The organism is Cerasibacillus sp. (assembly GCF_036516575.1).
Taxonomy (GTDB): domain Bacteria; phylum Bacillota; class Bacilli; order Bacillales; family Amphibacillaceae; genus Cerasibacillus.
This window is the reverse complement of sequence record NZ_DATBTY010000040.1, coordinates 136412-149688: the sequence shown is the minus strand read 5'-3', so window position 1 is coordinate 149688 and position 13277 is coordinate 136412. Positions and strand designations below refer to the sequence as shown.

The 13277-nt window shown below is 36.5% G+C and carries 10 protein-coding genes, 1 other RNA gene and 1 other annotated feature; of the genes, 2 read left to right on the top strand and 9 right to left on the bottom strand.

Going from position 1 to position 13277, the window contains the following annotated elements:
* Positions 1–5: 5 nt before the first annotated feature.
* Together VIG73_RS08040 and cymR are read right to left on the bottom strand one after the other, a co-directional pair.
* Positions 6–1148 carry a cysteine desulfurase family protein gene (locus VIG73_RS08040; protein WP_331640771.1) on the bottom strand — a complete coding sequence of 381 codons (1143 nt, stop codon included), beginning with the start codon at positions 1146–1148 and terminating at the stop codon, positions 6–8.
* Between the two features lie 27 nt (positions 1149–1175).
* On the bottom strand, positions 1176–1595 hold the full coding sequence (gene cymR / locus VIG73_RS08035; protein WP_331640769.1) for a cysteine metabolism transcriptional regulator CymR: 420 nt from the start codon (positions 1593–1595) through the stop codon (positions 1176–1178).
* A 158-nt stretch (positions 1596–1753) separates the two neighbouring features.
* On the opposite strand from cymR, the gene VIG73_RS08030 reads away from it, so the two are divergent.
* The gene (locus tag VIG73_RS08030; protein WP_331640767.1) at positions 1754–3040 is read left to right on the top strand and encodes a replication-associated recombination protein A; all 1287 of its coding nucleotides are present in this window, start codon (positions 1754–1756) and stop codon (positions 3038–3040) included.
* A 102-nt stretch (positions 3041–3142) separates the two neighbouring features.
* Positions 3143–3799, top strand: a complete 657-nt coding sequence (locus VIG73_RS08025; protein WP_331640765.1) for an RsfA family transcriptional regulator — start codon at positions 3143–3145, stop codon at positions 3797–3799.
* Between the two features lie 39 nt (positions 3800–3838).
* On the opposite strand, the gene ssrS is transcribed toward VIG73_RS08025, so the two are convergent.
* From ssrS to recJ, 7 genes are all read right to left on the bottom strand, one after another.
* A non-coding RNA gene (gene ssrS / locus VIG73_RS08020) (6S RNA) lies at positions 3839–4021 on the bottom strand.
* 114 nt (positions 4022–4135) lie between these two features.
* Positions 4136–5902, bottom strand: a complete 1767-nt coding sequence (gene aspS, locus VIG73_RS08015) for an aspartate--tRNA ligase (protein WP_331640763.1) — start codon at positions 5900–5902, stop codon at positions 4136–4138.
* Positions 5903–5914: 12 nt separating this feature from the next.
* Positions 5915–7183 (bottom strand): histidine--tRNA ligase, encoded by a 1269-nt coding sequence (gene hisS / locus VIG73_RS08010; protein WP_331640761.1) that lies wholly within the window; start codon positions 7181–7183, stop codon positions 5915–5917.
* Between the two features lie 58 nt (positions 7184–7241).
* Positions 7242–7460 (bottom strand) — a binding site (T-box leader).
* Positions 7461–7548: 88 nt separating this feature from the next.
* The gene (gene dtd / locus VIG73_RS08005) at positions 7549–7995 is read right to left on the bottom strand and encodes a D-aminoacyl-tRNA deacylase (protein WP_331640759.1); all 447 of its coding nucleotides are present in this window, start codon (positions 7993–7995) and stop codon (positions 7549–7551) included.
* A 26-nt stretch (positions 7996–8021) separates the two neighbouring features.
* On the bottom strand, positions 8022–10220 hold the full coding sequence (locus VIG73_RS08000) for a bifunctional (p)ppGpp synthetase/guanosine-3',5'-bis(diphosphate) 3'-pyrophosphohydrolase (RefSeq protein WP_331640757.1): 2199 nt from the start codon (positions 10218–10220) through the stop codon (positions 8022–8024).
* Between the two features lie 153 nt (positions 10221–10373).
* Positions 10374–10889, bottom strand: a complete 516-nt coding sequence (locus tag VIG73_RS07995; protein ID WP_331640755.1) for an adenine phosphoribosyltransferase — start codon at positions 10887–10889, stop codon at positions 10374–10376.
* Complete coding sequence (gene recJ, locus VIG73_RS07990) at positions 10879–13209, bottom strand: single-stranded-DNA-specific exonuclease RecJ (protein ID WP_331640753.1); 2331 nt, start codon at positions 13207–13209, stop codon at positions 10879–10881. Before recJ ends, VIG73_RS07995 begins: the two co-directional genes overlap by 11 nt.
* Between the last annotated feature and the right edge of the window lie 68 nt (positions 13210–13277).

The following is a 13277-nucleotide window of genomic DNA, read 5'->3' as shown; positions in this document are numbered from 1 at the left end:
CTTCTTTATTTAATCAAACGTTCAACAATTAAAGCAATCCGTCGTGCTGCTTCTTTAATATTTTCTTGATTATTCTCTATTCCAAAACTAAATCGAATCGAGTTATTCGTTCTAGGATCATTTTGGCTATACATCGCCACTAAAACATGTGATGGATCAACAGTTCCAGCTGTACAAGCACTACCACTTGATGCAGCGATTCCTTCTAAATCTAAATTTGTTAAAAAGCTTTCAACCTGTGTTCCTGGAAAACTGAGATTAACGATATTAGGAACGGATTGTGATAGATCTCCATTGATAGAAAATGATACACCTTCCTCTTTTAAGGTATCTAAAAAGAGGTTTCGATAATCTTCATATACAGATTGACGCGTTTTTTTAGATTCAAGCATCAATTCAACTGCTTTTTGAAAGCCAGCGACATTCACAATGTTTTCTGTTCCAGGACGACGTTTTCTTTCCTGTTCTCCACCGAAAGCTAATGGTGACATCTGAACTTTTTCATCAGCATATAAAAAGCCAATACCTTTAGGCCCATTGATTTTATGGGCGGATGTTGTTAACAGATCAATATTCATGTCATGCACATTGATATCTATTATACCGTAAGCTTGCACCGCATCCGTATGAAAATATGCTTGATGGTCTTTTAGTAGCTCACCGATTTCTGCTATCGGTTGAATCATACCTGTTTCATTATTCACATACATCACGGACACAAGAATCGTCTCATCAGTTAATGATTGTTTGACTTCTTCAACAGATACACCGCCGAATTCATCTACCGGTAAATAAGTCACGTTAAAACCATTTTGTTCAAGGAATTCGACTGCATGAAGTACAGCATGATGTTCCTGCTTAGTCGTAATAATATGGTTTCCTTTATCTTTATTAGCTAGGGCTGTACCTATTAATGCAAGATTATCTGCTTCTGTTCCACCACTTGTAAAATAAATATCTTTTTCACTCGCATGAATACTTTTAGCCACTGTTCCCCTAGCCTCATCTAATATTTGTCTTGCTTTTCTTCCGTAAGCATGGATGCTTGATGGATTCCCAAAGACGGTTTCCATAGTCGAATGCATTTTTTTAATAACATCTGGATGAAGTGGTGTTGTTGCTGCATGATCAAGGTAAATGGGTTGCATCTTAATCTTTCCTTTCTAAAAACACATCTAAATATAAAACATATAAGCTTCTTGTGGCTGGTTGTTGTCATACTCAACCAAGTCTTCTAATGTCGTTTCTTCTAAAACTTCTTTTACCGCATCTCTTATCTTGAGCCACAGGGCTTGTTTAGCAGGTGATTCATCTTCAAGAGCCTCAACTAAAACAATCGGTCCTTCTAATACACGGATAATATCCTTAGCACTTATATCTTTTGGGTGTTTCGTTAACTTATACCCTCCATAAGCACCACGCACACTCTTGATTAAACCTGCATTACGTAGTAACGTTGCTAATTGTTCTAAATAATGATCTGATAAATCATTTTCTTTGGCAATTGTTTTAATCGGGACAGGACCTTTCCCATACTGCTTTGCTACTTCAATCATAATGGTTAAACCGTAACGCCCTTTTGTTGATATCTTCATCAGGAAACCCTCCATTACAATAAAAACATGAAACAAATCTATACGAAATCAATGTAATTTGTATGAATTAATGATACCCTTTATTATATCATGACAACTTATATGTTCAATTTCAACCTATTAAGTTTAGTTAATATATTGATAAAGGAAGATGTTTAATGCAAAAACAACCATTAGCATATCGAATGCGCCCATCACATATCGATGACATTATCGGTCAAAAGCATCTTGTTTCAGAAGATAAAATTATACATCGTATGGTAAAGGCAAAGCAGTTAGCATCGATGATTTTATACGGACCACCTGGAACGGGAAAAACATCTCTCGCATATGCTTTAGCTAAAAGCTTAAATCTACCTGTTAAATTATTAAACGCGGTTGTCGATAAGAAAAAAGATATGGAGATTGTCGTAGCAGAAGCTAAAATGACAGGACATATTGTGCTTATTTTAGATGAAGTACATCGATTAGACAAAGCAAAACAAGATTTCTTATTGCCTCATTTGGAAAGTAATTTAATTACGATGATTGGCTGCACAACAAGCAATCCTTATCATGCTATAAATCCAGCCATTCGCAGCCGTTGTCACCTTTTTGAACTTCATTCCTTAACAATAGATGATGTGAAAGAAGCAATAAATCGCACGATAGATGATCAGGAAAAAGGTCTTGGAAACTATGACATCATCCTTAACGATGACGCACTTAATCATTTTGCAATCGCCGCAAATGGTGACTTACGTTCTGCTTTAAATGGACTTGAATTAGCTGTATTTTCGACACCACCAAATGAGAATAACCAAGTCTTTATCGATTTGACTACCGCTGAAGAATGTATGCAAAAGAAAAGCTTTTCACATGATAAGGATGGTGATCAACATTATGATGTCCTATCGGCCTTTCAAAAATCAATTCGTGGAAGTGATGTTGATGCAGCACTCCATTATTTAGGGCGGCTTATTGAAGCACAAGATCTCGATAGTATTGGTCGGCGTATGATTGTGACGGCATACGAAGATATCGGATTAGCTAATCCACAAGCTGGACCACGAACAATCGCTGCTGTTGAGGCAGCAGAAAGGTTAGGCTTCCCTGAGGCACGTATTCCCCTTTCTGTTGCTATTATTGAACTATGTCTCTCACCGAAATCAAATTCCGCCTATAAAGCATTAGATCTAGCTTTAAGCGATATTCGTCAAGGGAAAATAGGTGATATACCAAACCACTTAAAAGACGCCCATTATAGTGGAGCCAAACATTTAGGACGAGGTGTTGACTATAAATACCCACATCACTCTGAATCAGGCTGGGTATATCAAGAATATCTACCAGAATTGATTAAAAATCGCCAGTATTATAAGCCTAAAGAAACCGGAAAATTTGAAAGAGCTTTTAAGAAAGTGTATGAAAATATTAAACAGCAAAAAAAGAACCGTCAAGAGTAACGTATAAATCTTTTCCGAAACGGTCAAACTACTATAAAAGCATTTCCACTAGTTTTCTCATAATATTTTAGATAACCGTCGTAGGAAAAGGAGTTGAAAAGAATGGCTAAGGTAAGACAAGATGCCTGGTCCCATGAAGATGACTTATTATTAGCTGAAACTGTTTTACGGCATATCCGTGAAGGTAGTACCCAACTTAATGCTTTTGAGGAAGTTGGGGATAAATTAAATCGCACATCTGCTGCTTGTGGTTTCCGCTGGAATGCTGAAATCCGCAAGAATTATGTCGATGCCATTGAACTAGCTAAAAGACAACGTAAAGAACGAAAGCGTGCCTTAGAAAGAAAAAAGAAACAACCTCAATATCAATTACCAACTATTTCAGAAGAACAGCAACAAACAACTAGTGGACAAACAAACTATCAAGATAATGGAAGGATGTCTTTTGATTCTGTTATCTACTTTCTCAAACAAATAAAAGAGGAATATGTTTCTACAACCCAAAACAAACTAACTTATGATTTATTAAAACAAGAAAATAATAAATTAAAAGCGGAAATCGAGCAACTAACAAAGAAATTAAATGTGACTGAAAAACAATTAACTACCATACAAGAAGACTATCAAACATTCATTCAAATTATGGATCGCGCTCGTAAAATGACCGTTTTTGATGGTGAAGATACCATTAAACCACCGAAGTTTCGCATGGATAAAAACGGTAATCTTGAGCAACTCGCTAATAGCTCAGGGAACTAAAAAAACTCTTCCATTTAGAATGGAAGAGTTTTTGCTTTTAAGAATCCCAATTGTGCCGTCCAAATGATGCTTTTGATCCCGCTCTTGGCAGGTGGGTGCTCTGTTTTATATTTTATACTTCCCCTTGAAAAGGGCGTGTATGCCACATAAAAACTTTTGCAAGCTCCCTATCATTTTAGTGTTCGGTCAAAAATGTAATTTGGACGTACACATCAGGATTTTTCTATCTGATTGTAAATTAATCTTAACATAGGACTGTATCAATTTCAATACATTCTTTCATGACGTTTTCGTTACAATATCACATCAATTTAACAAATGACTAAAATTGTTCTTTTATTTTCTTTCAAGCATACATATATGAAGTTCATGTAATTGTGTCTCACTTACCTCGCTAGGTGCATCTGTTAACAAGTCAGAGGCAGATGCCGTTTTCGGAAAGAGAATCGTATCCCGTAAATTGGAACGTCCAGCTAATAGCATGACAATTCGATCTAACCCAAGAGCTACTCCACCGTGAGGCGGTGCCCCATATTCAAGAGCTTCAAGTAAAAAGCCAAATTGTTCATCTGCTTCTTCTTTCGTAAATCCAAGTGCATCAAACATCTTATCCTGTAGGTCTTTTTGATAAATTCTTAATGACCCACCTCCAAGTTCATAACCATTAAGCACAAGATCATATGCTTTAGCACGAACATTTCCTGGGTCTGTGGTTAATTTATCTAAGTCCTCTTCAACTGGCATTGTGAATGGATGATGAGCCGCAGAATAACGCCCTTCCTCCTCATCGTATTCCAATAATGGCCAGTCCGTCACCCATAGGAAATGAAAGACGTCATGATCAATTAATTGTAATTCCTTACCTAACTTAAGGCGTAATGCACCGAGACTTTGGAGTACAACATCTGAACGGTCAGCAACGAATAACAATAAATCGTCATCTGTTACATCAGCATATTCAATCAGCTGTTTCTTTTCTTCGTCGCTTAAAAACTTAGCAATCGGTCCTTTTAACTCACCTGCACTCTGCTTTAACCAAGCAAGTCCTTTAGCCCCGTATACTTTTACATACTCTGTTAGTTGATCAATATCCTTACGTGAATAATCATCAGCATGACCTTTAACATTTAATAAGCTGACACGTCCACCTGATTCAACTGCGCCTTTAAACACGTTAAAGTCTGAGTCCTTAAATATATCACTTACATGAATAAGTTCCATACCAAATCGCGTGTCTGGTTTATCTGAACCGTACCGATTCATTGCTTCATCATATTTCATATGTGGCAATGGAAGTGTTATGTCAATATTTTTCACTTTTTTCATCACGTGCTGCATCATTCTTTCAGTTAAGCTCATTATTTCTTCTTGTGTCATAAATGATGTTTCAATATCAACTTGCGTAAATTCGGGTTGACGGTCAGCACGTAAATCTTCATCTCTAAAACAACGAGCAATTTGATAATATTTTTCAAAGCCACTTACCATAAGCATTTGTTTAAAAAGCTGTGGTGATTGTGGTAAAGCGTAAAATTCTCCTGGATGAACACGACTAGGTACGAGATAATCACGTGCACCTTCTGGCGTGCTTTTCGTTAAAATCGGTGTCTCCATTTCGAGGAATGCATGCTCATTTAGAAAATGACGAATCTCTTGCGTAATTTGATGACGTAATTTAAATGTATCTTGTAACTTTTGACGTCGTAAATCAAGATAACGATATTTTAAACGGATATCTTCTGAGACATCTGTTTGATTAGCAATCGTAAAAGGTGGGGTTTTTGAATGGTTTATTATATTTATTGTTGACGCAATAACTTCAATTCCCCCTGTCTTCATATCAGTATTAATTGTATTCTCGTCTCGAGCTACAACTTTACCAGATACTTCAATTACATACTCACTTCGTACTTTCTCCGCTATTTGTAAAGCCTCTTGTGATATTTCAGGGTTAAATACGATTTGAACGATACCTGAGCGATCACGTAAATCAATAAAAATAAGTCCACCTAAATCACGTCTTTTTTGTACCCAACCTTTCAAGCAGACATTTTCATTTATTTGTGACTCAGTTAAGGTTCCAGCAAAAATTCGTTCACTCACGATGTGACCTCCTTATAGTTTTTCCTTTAATGTTTGAACTAACTGTGATAATTTAACTTCTATTTGTTCTCCGCTTTCCATATCTTTGACATTAATAATTTCTTTAGATAATTCTTCTTCGCCAAGAACGAGAACGTATTTAGCATGTAACCGATTGGCTGCTTTAAATTGTGCTTTAACTTTCCTACCTTGATAATCTTGATCAACTTGAATACCATTTTGTCGTAATTCATGGACGATTTTGAATACAGCTTTTTGTTGAATCTCACCCATCGTTACTAAATAGCAGTCTAAAGACTGATCAATAGGCAATTCAATGTTTTCAGCCTCTAATGCTAATAACAAGCGTTCAATACCCATTCCAAAACCGATACCTGGTGTTTCAGGACCACCTAATTCTTCAATCAACCCATCATAACGCCCACCACCAGCAAGTGTCGTTATCGCGCCAAATCCTTCTGCTTCACTCATTATTTCAAAAGCTGTATGGTTATAATAATCTAAGCCACGCACAAGATTAGGATCAACTTCATAGTCAATTCCTATCTCTGTTAAAAGATTAAGCACTTCATCAAAGTAATGACGTGATGCATCATTTAAATAGTCAAGAATGGACGGTGCTTCTTCCATCGCGGGATGTTCAGCATCTTTTTTACAATCGAGTAACCGTAAAGGATTTTGTTCTAACCGGAGTTGACAATCACTACATAGCTCTTCTTTATGTGGTATAAAATGACTCACTAGGGCTTCACGATATGCTTTTCGGCTTTCTTTATCCCCTAAAGAATTAATAACGAGTTTTAATGATTTTAACCCTAGTGTTCGATAAATGGTCATCGCTAAATCAATGACTTCGACATCAACTGCAGGATTTCTCGCGCCTAGTACTTCGACACCGAATTGATGTAATTGTCGCATTCTTCCATGCTGGGGACGTTCATAGCGAAATAGTTCCATAAAATAAAATAATTTATGTGGTTGATTCGGATCACCATATAGTTTATTTTGAACATAAGCACGAGCAACAGAAGCTGTTCCCTCCGGACGAAGTGTTAAACTTCGACCGCCACGATCTGTAAATGTATACATTTCTTTTTGAACGATATCTGTCGTGTCACCGACACTACGCTGGAAGATCTCCGTATGTTCAAACGTAGGTGTGCGAATTTCTTCATAATGGTATGCCCGACAGATTGCTTTAATTTTTTCTTCAACGTATTGCCACTTTCTCGTATCCTTTGGTAATAAATCAACTGTTCCACGTGGTGCACCAATATTCATGTTCATCTCTCCTTCACATATTATTGTCAAATAAAAAAACTCTCGTCCCCTAAATAAAATTAGGGACGAGAGTTCTCCCGCGTTGCCACCCTTGTTGATGCCATATTGAGCATCCACTTCACACAGTTAACGCCTGTGAACGGCTAAATCTACATATCATTCGATATAGCACTTCCGGAGTGTCTTTCATTGGGATATCGTGTAAAATGCTTCCAGCCACTGGCATTTTATCTCTGAACAGATAAGACCCAACTACTTGCTCCATCAATAGTTTTTACTTATTAACGTATAAAAGTCTTATTATGAATAGTTACTATATTAATATTTGCCTTGTCTTCTGTCAAGTACATGCTTCAATAATTAATTTATCGATTTTCACTATCAATGATAATCGTCACAGGTCCCGCATTTGTGAAACGAACATCCATCATAGCGCCAAACTGCCCTGTTTCCACATGAATACCTTCTTCATGTAACATTTGATTAAATGAATCGTACAATGACTCTGCTAATTCTGGTTTAGCGGCTTGAACAAAGCTTGGTCGGCGTCCTTTTCTCGTATCAGCATACAATGTAAATTGTGAAATCGATAATACGCCACCTTGAACATCTTTTAGAGATAAATTCATTTTCTCATTTTCATCTTCAAAAATACGTAGATTTATTATTTTATTAACGAGGTATTTAACATCTTCCATTGTATCATCATGTGTTACACCTAATAAAACAACTAAACCATGGTCAATTTGGCCAATCATTGTACCTTCTACCGTAACTGTCGCTTCTTTTGTTCTTTGTATAACCGCCCTCATAAATTAAAAACCTCTTTTCTACTATATTAATGTAAGACACGTGACACAGTATATACATCTTTAATCTGTTTAACCTTTCTAACAATGCGATGTAAATGGCTTTTATTATGAATTAAAATCGTCAATTGAATGGTTGCTATTTTTTGATGATCTGTTTTGCCATTCACATGGGTGATACTCGTATTCATCTCATTAATTACTTGTAATACTTCATTTAATAAACCTTTACGATCAAACCCAGTAATTTCTAAATCAACATGATATTCTTTCTTATTTTGCGTTGTCTCCCACTGAACAGGTAACAGGCGGTGTTGAGCTTCTTCACCTTTAATATTCAAGCAGTTAACGCGATGGACGGACACACCTCGCCCTTTCGTTATATAACCGACAATTTTATCACCTGGAACAGGATTACAGCATTTTGATAGGCGGATTAAAATATTGTCAATGTCTTCTACGACAACACCTGAATCACCTTTTTCTCTTCTTTCTGAAACAACGTCATGTTTTTTCTCTTCAATCGTTTCTTCGAGATTTTTTTCTTTTTGCTTTGTTTCACGAAGTTTATCAGTTAGGCGTGTAGCAATCAATGCTGCCGTAATACCTTGATAACCGACGGCTGCATACATATCGTCTTCATTAGCAAAACTAAATTTTTCAAAAATACGTTGTAAATTATCAGGAATTATAACATCCTTTGGTGAAAAGCCCAGCGTACGAATTTCCTTCTCGACCATTTCCTTCCCTTTTGTAATATTCTCCTCACGACGCTGCTTTTTAAAAAACTGTCTGATGCGATTTTTTGCCTGCGATGTCTGAGTAATATTCAACCAATCATGAGAAGGGCCATAGGAATGTTTTGATGTGAGTACTTCGACAATATCTCCTGTTTTTAACTTATAATCAAGGGGCTCCATTTTTCCGTTGATTTTTGCTCCGACTGTTTGATTCCCAATTTCAGTATGAATTCGATAAGCAAAGTCAATGGGAACCGAGCCTGATGGTAATTCAATTACATCACCTTTTGGCGTAAAAACATAGACCATATCAGAAAACAAATCAACTTTTAACGATTCCATAAATTCTTCTGCATCATTTGTTTCATTTTGCCATTCTAATATTTCACGAAACCATTTTAACTTCTTTTCAAAGGATGGACTCGTATGATTGGTTTGATTTCCTTCTTTATATGCCCAATGTGCCGCGATTCCAAATTCAGCTATCTCATGCATTTCTTTCGTTCGGATTTGTACTTCTAAAGGGTCGCCTTGTGGTCCAATAACCGTCGTGTGTAAAGATTGATATAAATTTGGTTTGGGCATCGCAATATAATCTTTAAAACGCCCAGGCATTGGTCGCCAGCATGTATGAATGATTCCTAAAACGGCATAACAGTCTTTAATACTATCAACAATAACCCGAACAGCTAATAAGTCATAGATTTCATCAAATTGTTTATCTTGTTTCGTCATTTTACGATATATGCTATATATATGTTTTGGGCGTCCAGAAATATCAGCAGTAATCTTGACATCTTCTAATTGCCGATTAATTTCGCCAATCACATCATCAATATACGATTCTCTTTCCACCCGTTTTTGTTTCATGAGGTGTGCAATTCGATAGTATTGTTGTGGATTAAGATACCTTAAGGCCGTATCTTCTAATTCCCACTTAATCGTAGAAATCCCTAAACGATGTGCCAATGGTGCGAAAATTTCAAGTGTTTCATTTGAAGTACGACGTTGTTTGTGCGGTGGCATATATTTTAATGTACGCATATTGTGCAGTCGGTCTGCTAATTTAATCAGAATGACCCGCATATCTTTCGCCATAGCTACAAACATTTTACGATGATTTTCAGCTTGAATGGCTTCCTGTGATTTATATTTTATCTTACCTAATTTTGTAACACCATCTACAAGCATAGCCACTTCTTCATTGAAAGCTTCTGCTAGTTCTTCTTTAGTCACGTCTGTATCCTCTACAACATCATGCAAAAAACCACCAGCAATTGTTGCAGCATCCATTCTTAGTTCGACTAAAATCCCAGCTACTTGAACAGGATGTGTCATATATTTCTCACCGGATTTTCTAAATTGTCCTTCATGAGCTTTGTCAGCAAATTGATAGGCACGATAAATAAATGCCACATCATCTTCTGATAAATAATCTTTCGCTTGGTCCATAATACCATCAATTGTCATTTGATCGTCTTTTGCCATTGATTAATCACCTTTAATATGAGTTGTAGAGAATATGCTTTCCTATTAGTATCGAAAATTTTTCACAAAAAGTAAAGTATTTCACATACGAAATCTATAAAACAAGAGGCCTAACGTCGTTTTCTAGAACGCTAGACCTTTATAATTACTTTATCATTTATATTGCATGAGTGCCATAACATCATAATCGGTGAGCTTGTCCATACCATTCAAGTAAGCTAGTTCAATTAGAAAAGCACAACCAACAACTATTCCACCAAGTTCTTCAACTAGTTTAATTGTTGCTTCAATCGTTCCTCCAGTAGCAAGTAAATCATCAGTGATTAACACACGTTGTCCAGGTTTGATGGCATCTTTGTGAATCGTTAAGACATTTTCCCCATACTCTAGCCCATAAGATACTTTAATAACGTCTCGTGGTAGCTTTCCTTCTTTACGAACAGGTACAAAGCCTATTTCAAGTGCATAGGAGACAGGACAGCCTATAATAAAGCCTCTCGCTTCAGGACCAACGATAACATCGGCTTTTTTCTCTTTGGCATAGGCAACAATATCATCGATTGCGCTTTTAAACACTTCTCCGTTGTCCATTAATGGTGTAATATCTTTAAATTGGATCCCCTTTTTCGGCCAATCTTGAACAATTTTAATATGTTTTTTATAATCCATACGACATTTCCTCCTTGGGCATTTGCATCGCGGGTAGACATGATTGAAACCACGCTACCAAACCTTCATATGTCGAATAAAATAATGTTTTTTCTATTTTGGCACGTGCTATAAGTTGTTGGTACGTATGTGATGTTTGCAATTCCCGCTTTTGCGGAGAAGATTCCAGTTGAATTACTCCATCTTCTATAGTAACAAAATTTAATTCAAAAAACACTTTAGACATCCACCAAATCTTTTGCTTTGACCATTGTTTTTCAGCCATTATTCGCTGATGTTCAATTTTCAGGTCGAGTTTTTTTCGATGATAAATAAGAGCGTAATACCATTTGAAATCTTCACGTGTCGGTATCGGTGTCATGTAAGCACTCTCTTCCACCTCGAAACAAGCAAATATATTATATGGATTAACCTTATTGACAATCGTTTGTAAAGTAGATAGATCCTGTGGTAAATCATAAATATACAGCGCATCAGCCTCATGAATATCTGTCAAGTCGGATGTGTAATAAACAAGCTGCATTGTTTTTGGGATGTCATACTTCTGCTCATTACCCATGTTAATGAGAGCGAGTTCACGTTGGTGTTGTTTGTTAAATAAAGCATATTCACGGATTAACTTTCCACGATAATCAAAGATTTGTCGCTCTGATATTTGTATGTCTTCTATAATCATTTGTGGCTTTTTAAATCCATTCCATTCATTGATACCTAATTCACCGACAATCGTTATGTCAGTTTTTGGTGTCATATATGGATACAAATGACCCATTCGAAAACCAATCGCTTCCATGATACCATTCTCATGCTCAAATTGTAATTTTAGATGATTTTTCAAATGACCGATTTGTCTAATCTCTTTAGGTTGAGCACTAATTTGAAAAATAGGTTTAGGATTCCCCATTCCAAATGGTGCTAATTGATTAATTTCCGCTATTAACGTTTCATTAACGTCATTCACATCGATACTGTAATTAATATCAATGACAGGTATAAAATCTTCAGCTGTCAATTGTTCTCGAATGATTTGATTCAAACCATTCATTAATTCAGCTAGATTTTCCACACGTAATGTCATTCCTGCAGCTTGTGCATGTCCTCCAAAACTGGTAAATATGTGCTTGATTTGCATGCAACTATTAAACAAGTCAAATGCTGGGATACTCCGCGCCGACCCTTTGGCAAGCTCTGTTTCTGAATTAATGTTAAGAACTATGGTAGGACGGTTATATTTCCTTACGAGTCTGGATGCTACAATCCCTAAGACTCCTTCATTCCAGCCTTCTTTGTAAACGATAATGACCGATTGCTGATCATTTGGATCAACCATTGCTTCAGCCTCTTCGACAATCTGTTGAACAATCTGTTGCCGCTCTTCGTTAATAGATTGAATTTCTTCCGCTAATAGACGAGCCTGTTCTTCATCTTGTGAAAGAAGAAGTTCAACAGCCATGTCAGCATCTTGTAAACGACCAACAGCATTTAATCGTGGTCCAATTAAAAAACCAACATCTTCTTCCGTTACGATTCCTTCGATTTCACATTGTTTTTTTAACGCTATAAGCCCAGGCTTTTCTGTCGCTGATAGTTTTTCTAATCCATAATATGCTAGGATTCTATTTTCATTAATTAAAGGAACTAAATCGGCAATGGTGCCTATCGCTACAAAGTCTAGTAAATGTTCTGGAAAAAAACCTAAAAGATATTCAGCAAATTTAAATGCTACACCGACTCCTGCTAGTTCATGAAAAGGATATGATTCTGAACATTTTGGATGAATAATTGCATAGGCATCAGGAAGCTCACCTTGTATCTCATGATGGTCGGTGATGATTAAGTCAATTCCCAACTGTTTCGCAACAGTCGCTTCATGATGTGCACTAATGCCATTATCAACGGTAACAATGACATTGAAGCCATTCTCTTTAGCCTCAATAAAAGCTGCTTCATTTGGTCCATATCCTTCGGTAAAACGATTCGGAATATAGAAATCACACTCTGCACCAAGTTCATTTAGTACAGTCATTAATAATGCGGTAGATGATACTCCGTCTGCATCATAATCACCATAAACTAAAATCTTCTCCCGCTCTTCAATTGCTTTATGTATTCGCGTTGCTGCTTTTTCAATCATTGAAATTTTTTCCGGTTCGTGTAACTGTTCTAATTTCGGAAAGATAAATGATTCTATCTCTTCCCTTTCCGTTATCCCACGCTGGAGGAGTAATTGATGAAGCACAGGGGACAAATGACTCTCTGTACTTTCCAAATTAAGATGTGATTCATTAATAATATTCCAATATGATTGATTTTTTAACATACATTCACCCCTGACCTATTTATTATACAGAACTGTGAGCAATGGAGCAATGACAAGAAACAAACAAA